The sequence below is a fragment of the Prevotella sp. P3-92 genome (assembly GCF_002251205.1).
Taxonomy (GTDB): Bacteria; Bacteroidota; Bacteroidia; order Bacteroidales; family Bacteroidaceae; genus Prevotella.
The window spans coordinates 41,470-58,714 of record NZ_NPJE01000016.1; the positions used below are offsets into that span (position 1 = coordinate 41,470).

Here is a 17,245-nt window from a genome sequence, read left to right on the forward strand (position 1 = left end):
ATCAATGTTTTATTTTGATAACGTTAGTTTTGTTGTAATATCACATGCAAATATACAGAAAAAATCCGAAAAGATTACTTTGTGTATTGCTTTTTTTGTGAATTTCCTAAATAAAGTCCTTTAATGTCGCTTATTTCAAGGTCATTACTACCAAACTCTTAGCAGGAATCTTCACCGAGAGCACGTTTTTCTTGAGTTTGGCTTGCTTGAAATCGGCAACTTTTACGCGGTCGGGGTGATCGAAATCGTTGAAGTCTGCTACGTTTTTAGCGGTAAGAATCTGTCCGTTGACGCTCTTGGCATTTGTACCTTCGAGGGCGATGTCGATCGCCTGTTCTTTGTCAAGGCTGACATTGGTAAGGGCAATGACAATCTGACCATCCTTGGTCTTGGCTGCAGAATAGGACAGCAAGGGCAGGTTGCGATAGCCATTAGCCTTCTGAGCATCCATAGGGGTGAAATACTCGTGGCGCACCTTCATGGTGTCGCAGGCTATTGTCATGGGCAGATAGGTGGCATCCTGGAAAGGAGCGTACATCTTGAAAACATAGTAGGTTGGGGTGAGTACCATGTGGCCTGTGCCTTCTTGGTCGGTAAGAATCATGGATTGCAGTACGTTGACAACCTGTGCGATATTCGCCATCTTCACACGGTCGGTATGACGATGGAAAACGTCGAGGGAGAGAGAAGCCACAAAAGCGTCGCGCAGGGCATTCTGCTGATAGAGGTGACCGGCGATGGTACCAGGTTCTTCGTCCCACCAGGTGCCCCATTCGTCAACCACAAGATCTACTCTATGGTTGGGGTCTTTCTCATCCATGATAGCTTTGTGCTTCTTGATGACCTCTTCTATCTCCAGACATTTGCCGAGTGCCCAGTAGTACTGGTCGTTGTCGAACTTGATAGCAGAACCCTTCGAACCATTCCAACCTGCCGCGGTATAGTAGTGGAGCGATACGCCGTTCATGCGTTCGCCGATGCGATCCATCAATACGCTGGTCCATTTGTAGTCGCAGTCGGAAGCACCACTTCCGATGCGGTAGAGGTGGTTGCCTGGTTGGTCGCGCAGGTAGGTATTGAATTTACGGAATTCGTCTGAGTAGTATTCTGGTGTCATGTTGCCACCACAGCCCCATGCCTCGTTGCCGATACCGAAATACTTCACGTGCCAAGCCTTGTCGCGACCGTTCTGGCGACGCAGACGTGCCATCGGAGTATCTTCGTTGCTGGTCATATACTCCACCCATTGTGCCATCTCCTTGACTGTTCCGCTTCCAACGTTACCGCTGACGTAGGGTTCGCAACCCAGCATTTCACAGAGGTTCAGAAATTCGTGTGTGCCAAAAGAGTTGTCTTCAATCGTTCCGCCCCAGGTGTTGTTGCGCAGCGAAGGACGCTTGTCGCGAGGACCGATACCGTCCATCCAATGGTAGTCGTCGGCAAAGCATCCACCAGGCCAACGGAGTACAGGAACGTTCAAGTCTTTGAGTGCTTCAAACACGTCTTTTCGGTAGCCGTTGATATTGGGGATGGGAGAGTTCTCGCCCACCCAGAGACCACCATAGATGCAAGATCCGAGATGTTCGGCAAACTGTCCGTAGATCTCACGGTTGATGGTGTTCTTACCTTGGTCGGTTTTGAGTGTTGCCTTGATGCTTTCTGCAGAAACCTGAGAAGCGCATAGGGCAAAGGCTGCTGATAGGAAATAATTGTAATGCATAATTAGTATTGTATTTTAAATTTGTATTGGATTTATTTTTTGTTTGCTGTGGCAGCCTGTTCTATGGCGAGACCGCTCTTGTAGTTTTCAATATATGCATTGAATCCTGCCACGTCATGAGCGTCAGGAGCGATCTCCGTACCTGTATTGCCGTTGAATACCTTGTGCTCGAGATAGTCGGCAAGGGTCTGTTGCTTGTCGTTGTTGACCAGGTAGTCAGCCAAAAGGGCAATACCCCATGCTCCGCCTTCACCTGCAGTCTTCATGACAGAGATGGGAGAATTGATGGCTGCTGCCAATACGCGTTGCCCAACACCTTCGGTCTTGAAAAGTCCACCGTGTCCGGTGATACGATCTACCTTCACGTGTTCGTCGTTGAAAAGGATGTCGTTACCTATTTTCAATACTGCAACAGAGGCATAGAGGTTGGCACGCATGAAATTGGCTAATGAGAAATGGTCGTTGGCAGAGCGCACAAAGAGGGGGCGACCTTCAGCCAGTCCGGTTACCGGTTCGCCTGAGAAATAGTTGTAGGCTACAAGTCCGCCACAGTCAGCATCGCCTGTCATAGCGTGGTTATAGAGTTTACCGAATACCTCATTCATATCAACAGGTATGCCGAGCAACTGCTGGTACTCCTTGAAAATATTGACCCATGCGTTGAGGTCGCTGGTGCAGTTGTTGCAATGAACCATGGCGACGAGAGAACCATCAGGAGTGGTCACCATGTCGATCATCTCGTAGGGTTTGGAGAGTTCTTTCTCCAATACAATCATAGAGAACGACGAGGTGCCTGCACTTACGTTTCCTGTGCGTTGCTTGACAGCATTGGTGGCTACCATGCCTGTGCCAGCATCGCCCTCAGGAGGACATAAGGGGCATCCGGCCTTCAGATGACCCGATACATCGAGCAGACTGGCACCTTTCTCCGTCAGGCAACCAGCCTTTTCTCCTGCATTCAGCGTGGTGGGGAGGATGTCAAGTAATTGCCAGGGATAGTGCTTAGAGGCAACGAGGGTGTTGAACTTGTCAACCATGGTTGCGTCGTAGGTCTTGGTGTTGGGATCAACGGGAATCATACCTGAAGCGTCGCCGATGCCGAGTACAAATTCGCCAGTCAGCTGCCAATGAACATATCCTGCCAAAGTGGTCAGATATTTGATGTCTTTCACATGTGCCTCTCCATCGAGAATACATTGGTAAAGGTGGCTGATGCTCCAGCGCAAGGGAATGTTGTATTGAAACAGTTTTGAAAGTTCGGCAGCAGCCTTCTGCGTATTTGTATTGCGCCAAGTGCGGAAGGGCACGAGTATCTGCTCGTCTTGGTTGAATGCCATATAGCCGTGCATCATGGCGCTAAAGCCAAGGCCTGCCAGCGTTTCCAATTCGACATCATATTCCTTGCGTACATTGGCACGGAGGTCTGCATAGCAGTCTTGAAGACCTTTCCAAATGGCGTCGATGCTGTAGGTCCACAGACCGTCAACGAGCTGGTTCTCCCATTCGTGAGCACCTTGTGCTATGGGGTGGTGGTTCTCATCGATGAGAACAGCCTTGATGCGGGTAGAACCAAACTCGATGCCGAGTACAGCCTTACCGCTTTCTATTGTTTGTTTTGCATTATTTGTCATTTTTCTACTGTTTTGTTAATGAAGGATGGAATCCATGAATTGTTGAAGTATGAAATCTATTGTTTCTTCTTCTGGCCATAGTAGGCATTGGGACCATGCTTGCGTGAGAAATGCTTTTCAACGAGCAGGGGATTCATCGTGGTGTCGGGATTGACCGACAGAGAGATGAATGCCATTTTTGCCACTTGTTCCATCACTACGGCGTTATAGACTGCCTGGTCGGCATCTTTACCCCATGAGAAAGGGCCATGGTTCTTGACCAAGACACCAGGGGTGTGGACGGGATTGATATTACCAGAAGAGATGCGGTTGACGATGACAACACCAGTATGGTATTCGTATTCTGCCATCTGGTCGGCTGTCATATCGGCAGTACACGGAATATCATCGTGGAAATAGTCGGCATGGGTAGTACCGATATTGGGAATGTCGCGTCCTGCCTGTGCCCAAGCGGTGGCATAGGTAGAGTGGGTATGGACTACACCTCCGATTTCAGGGAAGGCACGGTAGAGTACCAAATGGGTAGGAGTGTCGGATGAGGGGTTGAGGTCACCTTCCACTACTTTGCCGCTGTGGAGATCTACAACAACCATATCGGATGCCTTCATGGTGTCATAGCTGACTCCAGAGGGCTTGATGACTACCAATCCCTTTTCGCGGTCGATGGCAGAAACGTTGCCCCACGTGAAAATCACGAGATTGTGTTTCACAAGGTCGAGATTGGCTTGGAATACTTTTTCTTTCAGTTCTTCTAACATGATGTTTAGATTTATAAATTAGACAAGGATAACTGTGTCGTGTGGCACAGCAATCCTATAGTTTGAAATTAGGATCTTCGTTGTACGCTTTCTTGTTGAAACGGTAGAGATAGGCGCCACGACGTGAACTGGTCTTATCTATCAGTTCTGTCTTCTCGATGAAGTCCATTTCCTTCACGCGCTTACGGAAATTGCGCTTGTCGAGTTCCTCGCCGTTGACAGCTTCATACAGATGTTGAAGTTGGGTAAGGGTGAAGAGACTCGGTAACAGCGTGAAGCCAATTGGTGCGGTGCGAATCTTTTCTTTCATGATGCGACGTGCCTTCTCCACCATTATTTTATGGTCAGAATAGAGTGGGGGGATATTGTCTATGCTCACCCATTCCACGCCATGCTGTTCGCGCAGTTCGTCGTCGTATTGTTTGACGTTGATCAGGGCATAGTAGGCAATAGAGACCACACGTTCACCCGGGTCACGGTCAACACTACCGAAAGCGCCTACTTGACGCATATATACATTGCGCATACCGGTAAGTTCGTAGAGCACGCGGTCGGCAGCTTCGTCGATGCCCTCATCGAGGTGGATGAAGCCTCCGTAGAGACTCCATTCACCACGCCCAGGATCCATCTGACGTTTGCCGATCAGGATCTTGAGTTCGTTCTGGTCGAATCCGAAAATGATACAATCGACCGATACGAGGACTTTTGTTTTATCTTGATAGAAACTTGTCATAATACTACCAAAGTAAGGCGTAAAGCAACAAGGTAATGACACAGATTCCTACGGCACCGTATGTGTAGTTGCGGTCGGTAGAGAAGATAGAGAGATTGATAGGAAGGGCTTTCTCGTCCTTGACCTTATCATGTGAGTTGCTGTAGAGCCATACGGCATTGCAGCCTACGAGTACGCCGAAGAAGATGAATGCCTGGAAACCGATGTCGTTCAGATAGTCGATGAAATTTGTTTCAGGAGACTTCACATCGTGAGTGGCGCCGAGAATTACTACTATTGCAGCCACGATAATCATGGCAAGACCAGCTACTGCCAGGATGCGTGCCCATGTCATCATCTGCTTCTGATCTGCGGCAGAAGGAGTTTCTGCACTTACATATTTCTTATCGAGATATGATACAAGGATGAAGAAGGTGACAAGGATGATGAAAATGTAGGAAGCACGGAACTGGAAGGCTACATCGGGGAAGCAAACCTTGAAGAGTACACCCATGGGGATGGTTAGGATGGCCGTCCATACTGCTGCAGTAGAAGAGGCACGCTTCCACAGCAGACCAAGACCAAAGACGGTGATGATACCTGGATAGATGAAACCTGAATATTCCTGAATGTACTGGAATGCCTGGTCAAGTCCGCCCAGCAACGGTTTAACGGTAACAAGGGCTATAACCAATGACACAACGGCTACGATACGGCCGGTATTTACCAACTGCTTGTCACTCGCACCCTTGTTGATGTACTTCTTGTATATGTCCATCGTGAAAAGGGTTGAGGTAGAGTTGAACATAGAAGCCAAAGAAGAGATGATGGCGGCTACAAGAGCGGCAAAACTCAAGCCCTTGATACCTGTAGGTGTGAAGTTGCGGATGAGCCAAGGATAGGCATCATCGGCAACGTTGATATTGCCTGCCAATTCCATGTTCTTGAAGAATTCGGGATTCTCCATAATATAATAGGCGCAAATGCCAGGAAGTACTACGATGAAAGGAATGAGAATCTTAAGGAAACCGGCGAAGATAAGACCCTTCTTGGCTTCGTTGATACTCTTGGCGGCAAGTCCTTTCTGAATGATATATTGGTTGAAACCCCAATAACCGAGATTGGTAAGCCAAACTCCACCTACTACAGCGGCAATACCAGGAACATTGGCAAAGGCATCTGCATTATGGCTTTGCTGGATGACTAAGTGGAAATGAACATCCTGTGCATGGGCGCCTGTCGTCATGTCGTTATAAACCTGTCCAAGGGCGCCTAATGCGTCGGTTCCCATTACTATACCCATTTCCTGTAATGCGATGTAAGCGGTAATAATACCGCCACCTACGAGGAAGGTGACCTGCATCACATCGGTCCAAGCCACAGAGGCAAGTCCGCCATAGATAGAATAGGTTCCTGCCACAATGAACAATCCGAGGATGATCAACATACGGATAGAAACCTCCATGCCGAAGATGCTGACGCCAAGACCTTGAAGACCGAGAATCTGTTCGATGGCCAAAGCGCCCAGCCATGCTACAGAAGTCAGGTTGACGAAGACATAAAGGAAAAGCCACAGAATAGAGAAGGCAAGGCCTACGCCATCATTATAGCGTTCACGGAGAAATTGTGGAATAGTGAAAATCTTACGCTCAAGCATGACGGGAAGCAAGAACTTTCCAATGACTACCAATGCGGCAGCTGCCATTACTTCATAGGCGGCAATAGCGATACCGTCACGGAATCCTGTTCCTGACATTCCGATAAACTGTTCGGCAGAAATGTTAGCAGCTATCAATGATGCACCTACAGCCCACCATGTTAGTGTGTTGCCAGCAAGGAAGTAGTCGTTGGCACTTTTTTCTTTTCCGTCTTTGTTGCGACTTAAAAATAATCCTAAACCAACCAACAAGATTAGGTAGAATGCGAGAATTACAAAGTCGATGGTCTTGAAACCAGACATTGCAATTGCTCCTGAAATACTATTCATAATAATTATAGGTATATTAGTGAATAAAACATATTATTTGATTGAGAAACGGTAGGCAGCATGACTGTAGTATTTCTCACCGGGTTTAAGTGTGGGCTGAGGCCAGTCTTTCTTATTAGGACTGTCGGGATACTTCTGACTCTCCAAGCAGATGCTTACATGCTTGGGATAGGTAAGACCATGTTTCCGGGCTATCTTCGCATCAGCACCAACCCCCTGGAAGTTTCCAGAATATACCTGAACACCTGGTTCGTTGGTGAACATCTCCATAAAGATGCCACTCTTGGGACTATAGAGTGAAGCACATACCTGTGTATCATCGCCCTTTCCGTCTTTATAAGTGTTCAGACAATAGTTGTGGTCGTAGCCTGTGGCATTCTTGATCTGTTGATAGTCAGAATGGATACTGTCACCTACAGCATGAGGAGTGCGGAAATCCATTGCAGTACCAGCTACAGGAAGAATCTCACCCGTTGTCATGTTGGTAGCGTCAGAGGGAGTGAAATTATCAGCATTAACATAGAGTATTTGGTCATAACAAGGTTTGGTGAAATCACCACTAAGATTGTAGTAGTTGTGGTTGGTCATGTTGATGATCGTTTCCTTGTCGGTAGTGGCTTCCCAAACGATGTCAAGGGTGTTGTCGGCAGTTACCTTATAAGTGGTAGTGGCGGTAACAGTACCGGGGAATCCATTTTCTCCGTCTGGAGCTACGATGGTGAGTTTGAGAATAGAGTCACCAACCTGTTCGGCATCATAGACTTTATGCATCCATCCGGTATTTCCACCTCCGTGAAGGCAATGGAGGGCATTGTTCTGACGCAACTGGTAGGTTGTACCTGAAAGGGTGAACTTACCTTTGTTGATGCGGTTAGCATAACGACCTACACTTGATCCGTAATCAGAAGGTGTTTTGATCGTATCAGCATACTGAGCGATATTATCGAATCCAAGGACAACATCGGTGGGTTTACCGTCTTTGTCGGGCACCACAAGGCTTACCACGCGACCACCATAGTTGGTGATGCAGGCTTCCATGCCATTATTGTTTTTAAGTACATACAGTTTGACGGGCTTTTCTTGAAGGATGGTGTCAAACTTAGCTGTGTCAAGTCCGGAAACTGTTAATGTGGCATTTTGTTTAGAGGCACATGATGCTGAAAGAATGGCAATGGTGCCAAGGCCAATAAGCATTGAATTGATTTTTCTCATTGCGAAGAGTTTTTAGTTGTTAGTTATGTTTTCTAATTCTGCGTGCTAAGTTACGACTATTTTCTGAATTGACAAAGATATTACGGAGAAAAGTGTTGTGCTTACACTATTTTTTATAGTTTCTTGTTACATAGCATAAAAAAACGGAAATGAAATTGATATTCATTTCCGTTTTATAGAGAAATAAAACGCGCTATTCTATACGTGTATTAAAGGGTTGTTTTTCAGACCGGAATACACTTTAAATAGCTGGTTCTGATTAGCAAATCTTACGTGAACCATCGCCGATGACAACATCATAGACTTTTGGTTCGTGGCCGTATTTGGCATTAAACTTCTCTTTTGCTGTGGCGATAAACTGGTTGTAGAGGTCGTTGCGGACAAGGTTGATGGTGCAACCTCCGAAACCGCCACCCATGATACGTGAACCGGTAACTCCACATTCCTTGGCAAGATCATTGAGAAAATCGAGTTCTTCACAAGAAACCTCATAGTCTCTTGACAGACCTTCGTGAGTCTTGTACATCAACTCGCCAACTTTTTCATAGTCGCCTTCGTTCAGAGCATCGCAAACGGCAAGTACACGGTCTTTTTCGCCCAACACGAATTTAGCACGCTTGTAGTCTTCTTCGCCCACTTCGGCTTTGACTTCTTCAAGTTGTTCCCATGTGCAGTCGCGAAGTGTTTCAAACTTTCCTTCTGGATGTTTGGCAGCAATATGGCGAACAACATTTTCACAAGAATTGCGGCGGTCGTTGTAAGGAGATCCTGCCAACTGGTGTTTTACAACAGAATCGAGCAATACCAAACGGTAGCCATCCGGTTTGAATGGGAAATATTCAAATTCGCGAGAACGGCAGTCGAGACGCATCAGACAACCTGCTTTTCCGAATACAGAAGCAAACTGGTCCATGATACCGCATTTCACACCACAGTAGTTGTGTTCTGTAGCTTGACCTGCCAATACCATATCCCACTGGCTTACCTTGTTATCACCGAAGATGTCGTTGAGACCACAGGCAAAGCAACTCTCCATGGCAGCAGAAGATGACATACCTGCACCCAAGGGAACATCGCCTGAGAATGCGATATTGAATCCTTTAACAGGTACTCCGAGCTTTTTCATTTCCAATGCGATACCGTAAATATAACGTGCCCAGCTAGCTTTAGGTCCATTGGGATCAGAGAGTTTGAAATCTACGCGGTCTTTCAAGTCAATGGCATAAGCCATAACGGTATCTTCTGTTCCGTTTGCACGCATTTCTGCAACAACACCTTTATCTACGGCTCCTGGAAAAACAAATCCTCCATTATAGTCGGTGTGTTCACCGATGAGATTGATACGTCCGGGTGATGCATAAACATTACCTTCCTTGCCATCAAAATGCTTGGCAAAACGTGTTCTTACTGATTCGATGTTCATAGTCTTGTTGTTTAAAGGTTTGAAGTATCTTTTTATAATGTGGAACGTGACAAATCATGTTGTCTTAATCCACTTTGATGTCTTTGTTTACGTTCTTGCATCCCCAGATCGCATAGTAGAGGATGTATGCCAACATGGCAACAATCAGCCAATAAGAATTGAGGTAGCTGATTCCAAGCTGTTGAACGAGTACGAGATCCTGGAAGAAAGGCATCATACCTCCACCGAATACCATGACCATGAACAGGCCTGATGCTTTAGCGGTATATTTGCCAAGTCCTTCTGTTGAAAGGTTGAAGATACCTCCCCACATGACAGATGTGCAGAGACCGCAGAGGAAAATGAACACACAAGACAAAGGAACTGTAGCGTTCTCAATCTTGATGATGTTGAGATCGATATTGAGTGTTGTAGTCACATCACCTGTGAAGATGGCAGCGACAATAAGTGCAATACCTACTGTTGAAACGGTAATCATCTGTACACGGGTAGAAACCTTACCTGAGATAACTGTTGAGATAAGGCGGCCACAGAGCATCAGGAACCAGTAGATACCAGCCAATGATCCTGCAACGGCTGCTGCACCTTCAAATCCTCCTTCACGGCTAATCCATTGGTTCATCATACCAGGAGTGGCAATCTCGATTCCTACATAGAAGAAAATGGCGATGATGCCGAGGAGACAATGGCGGAAAGCGAGAGGTGATTTTTCGTATGTTACATTCTTCAAGTCACCTTGAGGCTCGTTAATCTGGATGGCAGAAATGATGAAGAAGGCTGCCAAGAATACTACGATACCTGTAATGATAAGTGGTGCAACATCGGGGAAAGAATCCTTTGTCAAAGTTCCTACGAGGAAACCAGTGAGGATAGGAGTTGCTGTTGCAGAAAGAGAATTGAGGGTACCCCCTGCCTGTACGAGCTGATTTCCGGTGTTACCGCCGCCACCGAGTAGGTTAAGCATGGGGTTTACTACGGTGTTGAGCATACATACGCAGAATCCGCAGATAAGAGCACCGAGTAGGTAAACAAAGATATTGTTGACTACGCCAGAGAGCAGCTGAACACCCAGACCTATTGCACCAATAATAAGTGCGATAAGCGCGGTCTTTTTGTATCCGTACTTGATGAGCATGTTTCCGGCAGGAATACCCATGATGAGGTAGGCAGTAAAGTTCATGAGGTTGCCGGCCATACCTGCCCAGTTGTATGACATACCCCAAATGTTTCCGAAGGGAGCTGCCATGTTTGTTACAAAGCTAATCATGGCAAAGATGAAGAACATTGTGATGATAGCTACGAGGTTCTTCTGGTTTTTGTTTGTTTGTGACATTGGTTTTATAGGATTTTAATGTTGTTAGTAATTACGAAAAATGTGTTTTCGATTATAGAACAATAAGAATTGTGTATTATAATTCTATGTTTTGATTTTTCCTGTTATACAAAGATAGCTATTATACACAAAATGGGTGGCTGATAGCTATCAGCCACTCTTTTTGTTGTTTCATATTATTTTTCTGCTCCAAACTTATAGATGGTTTTCTGTTTGTACTGTTCACCTGGTCGGAGTACTACAGAAGGGAAGTAAGGACGATTTGGAGTATCGGGGAAGTGTTGTGCTTCAAGACAAACAGCACTACGCCAAGGATAAGTTGAACCGTGAGTTCCAGAGATTCCTGATTCGAAATTACCTGTATAGAGTTGGAGTCCTGGTTCTGTGGTATAAACCTCCATGGTACGACCGCTATTAGGCTCTTTTAGTTTAGCGGCAAAACTGAGTTCTCCTTCTTCCTTTTTATTAAGAACGTAGTTGTGGTCGTATCCAGATCCATTTTTCAGTTGCTCGTTGTCGGCGTTGATATCCTGACCGATTGGCTTTGGTGTGCGGAAATCGAATGGAGTTCCTTCGACCTTAAGAATTTCGCCGGTAGGGATTGATACCTTATCAATAGGAAGATAGAAATCTGCGTTGAGCTGTAATTCTACGTTGTCAACGGCAGGTGTGGGGTTAGCAATACCTGCCAATGAGAAAAATGCGTGGTGAGTCAGGTTGATGATGGTCTTCTTGTTGGTTGTGGCAAGATATTCAATAACCAGTTCATTGTTGTCTGTGAAAGTATATTCCACGTTGATGCGACATTCACCTGAGAATCCTTCTTCTCCATACGATGAGATGTATGATAAAGCCAAGGCGCGAGGTCCCATTTGCTTGGCATCCCAGATGCGAGAGTGGAAACCTGTAGGACCGCCGTGCAGATGGTTAGGACCATCGTTGAGAGCAAGCTGGTATTCTTTACCGTTGAGGGTGTAGGTACCTTTGCAAATACGGTTTCCGTAGCGTCCGATAAGGGTTGAGAGGAAAGGCTCTGGGCTATTGATAACATCTTGGATGTTGTCATGTCCCTGAATGACGTTTGCTACTTTTCCGTCTTTATCTGGAACCATGATGGCCACAATTGCACCACCGAAATTGGTTACTGCTACTTCGTATCCTTTGCGGTTGCGTAGGATATATAAATCTGTTTTTTTCCCGTTTACTGTGGTTTGAAAATCTTTGCGATTCAAACCACACAAATTAACGTTTTCCGTTGTGTTCGCCATAATCAGTTGTTTTTAGTTACTAAATTATATTGCAAAGTAACCAAAAAAAAGTGAGTTTAACAAATTTAATGGCGAAAAATTGAGCAAAAGGAATGTTAAAAACAACTAAATGCCATCTTTGAGCAATTCTCCGACGATATAGTTGCTGCCTCCAACAAATATAACATCGTTGTTTCCTGCAGCTTTCTCTGCTTCGTGATATGCCTCACTTACAGATAAATACGTCTTTCCTTTCAGTTGATACTTCTGTGCCAATGCGAAAATAATCTGCTCGTTGAGTGCTCGTTTTGTTTTGGCTTTAGTAAAATAGTAGATTGCCTCTTTTGGAAGCATCTGAAGTATTGCATCTACATCTTTGTCGTTGACCATTCCAAATATAATATGTAATTGGTGGCAATGGGCAATCACATGGTTTAGCTGTTGGCTGATGAAGTGCCAACCGCCAGGATTATGTCCTGTGTCGCAAATTACATGTGGTGACGAACTTATTGTTTGCCATCTTCCTGCCAATCCTGTGAGCTTCTTGACGTTGTCGAATGCTTTGAGCACATTTCCGCTTGTTGCGTCTTTGTCAATGATCAGATAGCCTTTGTCTTCAAGAATCTGAAGGGCGTGTAATGTGGTATTGATATTCTTTGGTTGGTAGATTCCTCCGAGATCGCAAAATACGTTTCCGTATTTCGCTGTTTCGCATTTGATGTCGCCTTGGTCAGTTATTTCTGCACTTTTGATGAAATTGTCGTCTTCGGCAAAGATGATGGGTGCTTCCATTTCCCGTGCCTTTTCTTCGAAGACAGGTCGTGTCTCGTTTTGGTTTTCTCCGATGATGACCGTTGTGGCATGTTTGATGATGCCTGCTTTCTCTCGTGCTATTTCTGCGATGGTGTTTCCTAAGAATTCTGTATGATCCAGACTGATATTGGTGATGATGGATAGGATAGGGTGGATGATGTTGGTACAATCGAGTCGTCCCCCAAGCCCTACTTCAATAATTGCAATATCAACATTTTGTTCTGCAAAATACTTGAAAGCCATTGCCGTCGTCACTTCAAAGAATGACGGCGACAATGGTTCCCAAAAATTTCTTTCGCCTTCAACGAAATTCATCACATAGTCCTCTGGAATCATCTCGCCGTTGACACGAATTCTTTCTCTGAAATCGACGAGATGTGGAGAGGTGTATAGTCCTACTCTGTATCCGCAGCTTTGTAGTGCTGCAGAGAGCATATTAGAAACGGAACCTTTGCCGTTGGTACCTGCCACATGGATGGTGAGATACTTTTGGTGTGGATGACCGAAATGTTCGTCCAGCGCCAGTGTGTTTTCTAATCCTTCTTTGTAGCCACTCTTTCCTTGAGTTTCGAAAGCTGTGGTTCTGCTGAATAGGTATTCGCAAGTTTCCTGATAGGTCATGGACTATACTTTTTTTATGTGTTTTTGAAACAGAATCAGTTGAAATAATTCTTGAAGCGTTGGAAGATAGATCGCTTGGTTGAAGCGTCACCTTTGAAGTTGTCGCTACTTTTGAAGCTTTCTATTGCTTTCTTTTCATCGCTGCTGAGTGTCTTTGGCACATAAACGCTGATGTTGACAACGAGGTCTCCTGTGCCACGTCCATAGCCCTGTACGGAAGGAAGGCCCTTGCCGCGCAGACGGAGAGTCTTGCCAGGTTGTGTGCCTGGTTCGATTTTTACTCTCAGGCGTGTTCCGTAGATTGTCGGAATCTCCACCTCACCTCCAAGTGATGCTGTTGGGAAATCGAGCAATAGGTTGTATATGAGGTCGTTATCGTCTCGTATGAAGGTGTCGTGTTCGATTTCTTCCACATATACTTGAATGTTTCCGTTAGCTCCTTTGTTGTGTCCGGCATTACCCTTGCCAGGAACGTTGACGATCATGCCCTGTGCGACTCCTGCAGGGATGTTGATTTCAACTACTTCTTCACCTTTCTCTACGCCAGTACCGCCACAATATTTGCATTTGTTCTTGATGACACGGCCAGTTCCGCCGCATGTAGGACAAACACCTTGTGTCTGCATCATGCCGAAAAGACTTTGTGTGGTATGGGTGATTACTCCCGAACCATGACATGTGGGGCAGTTTTCTGTGCCGCTGCCGTCTTCTGATCCAGTTCCGTGGCAATGTGAGCAAGGCACGTCTTTGCGCACTTTGAACTTCTTGGTCACTCCTGTGGCGATTTCTTCCAAGGTGAGTTTGACTTTCAGGCGAAGGTCACTTCCTCGATGTTCTTTGGGTCCGGCACTTCTTCTGCTTCCGCCGAATCCTCCGAATCCTCCGCCACCTCCGAAGATGTCGCCGAACATAGAGAAGATATCGTCCATGTTCATACTTTGTCCGCCGAATCCTCCGAATCCTCCCGCACCTTGTGGTCCGTTGAATCCGAATTGGTCGTATTGCTGACGTTTTTGAGGGTCGTGGAGCACATCATACGCTTCAGCCGCCTCCTTGAATTTCTCCTCGGCTTCTTTGTCGCCAGGGTTTCTGTCAGGGTGGTATTTGATGGCGATGGTGCGGTAGGCCTTCTTTATTTGGTCTTCTGTGGCATTTTTGTCAATGCCCAGAACTTCATAATAGTCTCTCTTTGCCATAATTGTGTTGTCTTAGTTTTTATTGATTCTATGAATCTTTATTGTCCAACTGCCACTTTGGCATGGCGAATGACTTTGTCGTTGAGTTTGTATCCTGTTTGGATGCAATCGATGACTTTTCCTTTTTTATCGTCGCCCATACCAGGTACCATGGCAACTGCTTCATGTTCGTCGGTATCGAAGTCTGCGCCTGTTGTGTCGATGGTCTTCACTCCGAGCGACTCCAATGCTTTGATACATTTATGATAGATGATTTCCATGCCTTCTCTGAGCACTTTAGGATCGTCCGTCTTGGTGCCATTCTCAATAGCTCGCTCCATATCGTCGATGATGGGCAGGATAGTGACAATTGCCTTCTCGCCTCCGTTGAGTATGAGTTCTGCTTTTTCCTTGATGGTGCGCTTGCGGAGGTTTTCAAATTCCGCAGCCTTTCTCAATACTTGGTCTTTGAGTTGTTCGATTTCCTCTTGCGCAGCAGCCAGCGGATCCTTTTCTTCTTCTTCTTCTTCTTCTTCAGGATTTTCGTTTTCTGCCTGCTGTGTGTTATCAGCAGATTCTTGCTGAGCGGATTCTTGCTGTGTGCATTCCTCCTCTTTATTCATTTCCTGTTCTTCGCAATTTATTTGCTCTTCTTTATTCTCTTTCATAATGTTTTTATTTGTTTTCTTAAGGAACATGCAAATTCTGTGCCATGTTTTCATTTACTCATACATAGACGCGCGTTGTTCCTTGATGGCCTCATCATAAATGTAGTCATCATAGGTTGTCAGTTTGTCAATTGTTCCTTTTGGTGTGAGTTCGATGATTCTGTCGGCAACGGTATTGATGAATTCGTGGTCGTGTGAAGAGAAGAGAATATTTCCCTTAAAGTTGACAAGGTTATTGTTGAATGCCTGAATAGACTCCAGATCGAGGTGGTTGGTTGGTGTGTCGAGGATGAGGCAGTTGGCATTTTTTAATTGCATACGTGCAATCATACAGCGCATTTTCTCACCTCCTGAGAGTACGTTGACATGCTTGAGCACATCTTCTTCTTTGAAGAGCATTCTTCCGAGGAACGACTTCATAGTCACTTCGTTACCTTTTCCCCATTGTGAGAGCCATTCCACGAGATTCATATCGGATTCGAAGAAAGAGGTGTTGTCCAACGGCAGATATGCTGTTGTAATGGTAACGCCCCATTTGTATGTTCCTGCATCGGCTTTTCTGTTGTCGTTGATGATTTCGAAGAGAGCAGTCATGGCTTTGGGGTTGTGTGACAGAAATACGGTCTTTTGTCCCTTTTCGATGGTGAAGTTAACATTGTCAAAGAGTACGGTTCCGTCTGTGTCAACAGCCTTGAGTCCTTCTACTTCGAGGATTTGTGTTCCAGGTTCGCGGTCCATAGTGAATATGATTCCTGGATATTTGCGGCTTGACGGACGAATTTCTTCCACGTTGAGTTTCTCCAACATCTTTTTTCGTGATGTTGTTTGCTTTGACTTTGCCACATTGGCAGAGAATCGGCGGATAAACTCCTCCAACTGCTTTCTTTTTTCTTCGTTTTTCATTTTCTGGTTCTGAGCCTGACGGAGTGCCAATTGACTTGATTCATACCAGAAAGAATAGTTTCCTGAGAAAAGTGTAATCTTTCCAAAGTCGATATCGACGGTCTGGGTGGAAACGGCATCGAGGAAGTGACGGTCGTGGCTGACTACCAATACGCATTGTTCAAGGTTTGAAAGATATTCTTCCAGCCATTGTACGGTATCGAGGTCGAGGTCGTTGGTCGGCTCGTCGAGCAGAAGGTTGTCGGGGTGACCGAAAAGTGCTTTGGCCAGCATGACGCGCACCTTCTCGTTGTTTGATATTTCTTCCATCTGCTTGTAGTGCTGTGAGTCTGCCACACCAAGGTTTTGCAAGAGTTGTGCGGCTTCGCTTTCTGCTTCCCAGCCATTCATTTCAGCGAAAGCCATTTCCAGTTCTGCGGCACGGTTTCCATCCTCTTCTGTCATTTCGTCTTTCGCATAGAGTGCTTCACGCTCTTTCATGTTCTGCCAAAGTGGCTGGTGTCCCATAAGGACGGTATCCATTACCGAGAATGCATCATATTTGAAGTGGTCCTGCTCGAGCACAGACATACGCTCGCCAGGTCCTTGTTCGATAGTGCCCTTGTTGGGTTCAAGTTCTCCGCTGATAGCTCGAAGATATGTAGATTTTCCTGCACCATTGGCACCGATAATGCCGTAAATGTTCCCATTGGTAAATTTCATGTTGACGTCTTTGTAGAGCGTCTTCTTTCCAAACTGAATAGCCAAGTTTGTGACTGTAATCATTTCTTCTTTTCTCTTTATTTAAAATATATATTTCTTGCAAAGTTACTGCAAATCAATTGAATTACAAAGAAAAATCCTGCTTTTTTCGTCAATCCATGTGGTTCTTTGTTGAAAATCAGTGAAAACGGGCAAAGAAACGTGGAGAGAGTCGGAAAAATCTCAAATGGTTTGGAAATAATGAAGGAAGAATGGTGGAGCAAGAAGTGGAAGAATTGTAACTAAACTTTCGTAAAAAAGAGTCGTGTTATTGAGAAATTATTACTGTTTTTTGGGCTCT

At 45.5% G+C, this 17,245-nt stretch carries 13 protein-coding genes; all 13 read right to left on the bottom strand.

Annotation, left to right across the window (positions count from 1 at the left end):
- Nucleotides 1–130 precede the first annotated feature (130 nt).
- The 13 genes from CIK93_RS02090 to CIK93_RS02150 all read right to left on the bottom strand — a co-directional run bounded on the left by CIK93_RS02090 (nt 131) and on the right by CIK93_RS02150 (nt 16,968).
- Entirely contained in the window at nt 131–1,720 is a 1,590-nt protein-coding gene (locus tag CIK93_RS02090) for an alpha-N-arabinofuranosidase (protein ID WP_094390337.1), read from the bottom strand.
- A 32-nt stretch (nt 1,721–1,752) separates the two neighbouring features.
- Nucleotides 1,753–3,351, bottom strand: a complete 1,599-nt coding sequence (locus tag CIK93_RS02095) for a xylulokinase (RefSeq protein ID WP_094446435.1) — start codon at nt 3,349–3,351, stop codon at nt 1,753–1,755.
- A gap of 56 nt (nt 3,352–3,407) precedes the next feature.
- Nucleotides 3,408–4,109 carry an L-ribulose-5-phosphate 4-epimerase gene (locus CIK93_RS02100; RefSeq protein ID WP_094390339.1) on the bottom strand — a complete coding sequence of 234 codons (702 nt, stop codon included), beginning with the start codon at nt 4,107–4,109 and terminating at the stop codon, nt 3,408–3,410.
- A gap of 55 nt (nt 4,110–4,164) precedes the next feature.
- Nucleotides 4,165–4,842: an NUDIX domain-containing protein gene (locus tag CIK93_RS02105; protein ID WP_094390340.1), complete on the bottom strand. Its 678-nt coding sequence runs from the start codon at nt 4,840–4,842 to the stop codon at nt 4,165–4,167.
- Nucleotides 4,843–4,846: 4 nt separating this feature from the next.
- Nucleotides 4,847–6,808: a sodium/sugar symporter gene (locus CIK93_RS02110; RefSeq protein WP_094446436.1), complete on the bottom strand. Its 1,962-nt coding sequence runs from the start codon at nt 6,806–6,808 to the stop codon at nt 4,847–4,849.
- Nucleotides 6,809–6,841: 33 nt separating this feature from the next.
- Nucleotides 6,842–8,020 carry an aldose epimerase family protein gene (locus CIK93_RS02115; RefSeq protein ID WP_094390342.1) on the bottom strand — a complete coding sequence of 393 codons (1,179 nt, stop codon included), beginning with the start codon at nt 8,018–8,020 and terminating at the stop codon, nt 6,842–6,844.
- 259 nt (nt 8,021–8,279) lie between these two features.
- Nucleotides 8,280–9,443: a galactokinase gene (gene galK, locus CIK93_RS02120; protein ID WP_094435110.1), complete on the bottom strand. Its 1,164-nt coding sequence runs from the start codon at nt 9,441–9,443 to the stop codon at nt 8,280–8,282.
- Between the two features lie 64 nt (nt 9,444–9,507).
- Nucleotides 9,508–10,776 (bottom strand): MFS transporter, encoded by a 1,269-nt coding sequence (locus CIK93_RS02125; protein WP_094446437.1) that lies wholly within the window; start codon nt 10,774–10,776, stop codon nt 9,508–9,510.
- 176 nt (nt 10,777–10,952) lie between these two features.
- Nucleotides 10,953–12,044 (bottom strand): aldose epimerase family protein, encoded by a 1,092-nt coding sequence (locus CIK93_RS02130; RefSeq protein WP_094435112.1) that lies wholly within the window; start codon nt 12,042–12,044, stop codon nt 10,953–10,955.
- Nucleotides 12,045–12,149: 105 nt separating this feature from the next.
- Complete coding sequence (locus CIK93_RS02135; RefSeq protein ID WP_094446438.1) at nt 12,150–13,457, bottom strand: folylpolyglutamate synthase/dihydrofolate synthase family protein; 1,308 nt, start codon at nt 13,455–13,457, stop codon at nt 12,150–12,152.
- Nucleotides 13,458–13,492: 35 nt separating this feature from the next.
- Nucleotides 13,493–14,653 carry a molecular chaperone DnaJ gene (gene dnaJ, locus CIK93_RS02140; protein ID WP_173815108.1) on the bottom strand — a complete coding sequence of 387 codons (1,161 nt, stop codon included), beginning with the start codon at nt 14,651–14,653 and terminating at the stop codon, nt 13,493–13,495.
- A 38-nt stretch (nt 14,654–14,691) separates the two neighbouring features.
- A complete protein-coding gene (locus tag CIK93_RS02145) occupies nt 14,692–15,303 on the bottom strand; it encodes a nucleotide exchange factor GrpE (protein ID WP_094446478.1) in 612 nt (203 codons plus the stop codon).
- Between the two features lie 51 nt (nt 15,304–15,354).
- Nucleotides 15,355–16,968 (bottom strand): ABC-F family ATP-binding cassette domain-containing protein, encoded by a 1,614-nt coding sequence (locus CIK93_RS02150; protein WP_094446439.1) that lies wholly within the window; start codon nt 16,966–16,968, stop codon nt 15,355–15,357.
- Between the last annotated feature and the right edge of the window lie 277 nt (nt 16,969–17,245).

Bases quoted from the DNA above. Each gene is read 5' to 3' on its own strand.
- CIK93_RS02125 (WP_094446437.1), bottom strand. From the start codon at position 10,776: ATGTCACAAACAAACAAAAACCAGAAGAACCTCGTAGCTATCATCACA.
- CIK93_RS02135 (WP_094446438.1), bottom strand. From the start codon at position 13,457: ATGACCTATCAGGAAACTTGCGAATACCTATTCAGCAGAACCACAGCT.
- CIK93_RS02130 (WP_094435112.1), bottom strand. From the start codon at position 12,044: ATGGCGAACACAACGGAAAACGTTAATTTGTGTGGTTTGAATCGCAAA.
- CIK93_RS02090 (WP_094390337.1), bottom strand. From the start codon at position 1,720: ATGCATTACAATTATTTCCTATCAGCAGCCTTTGCCCTATGCGCTTCT.
- CIK93_RS02150 (WP_094446439.1), bottom strand. From the start codon at position 16,968: ATGATTACAGTCACAAACTTGGCTATTCAGTTTGGAAAGAAGACGCTC.
- CIK93_RS02100 (WP_094390339.1), bottom strand. From the start codon at position 4,109: ATGTTAGAAGAACTGAAAGAAAAAGTATTCCAAGCCAATCTCGACCTT.
- dnaJ (WP_173815108.1), bottom strand. From the start codon at position 14,653: ATGGCAAAGAGAGACTATTATGAAGTTCTGGGCATTGACAAAAATGCC.
- CIK93_RS02115 (WP_094390342.1), bottom strand. From the start codon at position 8,020: ATGAGAAAAATCAATTCAATGCTTATTGGCCTTGGCACCATTGCCATT.
- galK (WP_094435110.1), bottom strand. From the start codon at position 9,443: ATGAACATCGAATCAGTAAGAACACGTTTTGCCAAGCATTTTGATGGC.
- CIK93_RS02110 (WP_094446436.1), bottom strand. From the start codon at position 6,808: ATGAATAGTATTTCAGGAGCAATTGCAATGTCTGGTTTCAAGACCATC.
- CIK93_RS02095 (WP_094446435.1), bottom strand. From the start codon at position 3,351: ATGACAAATAATGCAAAACAAACAATAGAAAGCGGTAAGGCTGTACTC.
- CIK93_RS02105 (WP_094390340.1), bottom strand. From the start codon at position 4,842: ATGACAAGTTTCTATCAAGATAAAACAAAAGTCCTCGTATCGGTCGAT.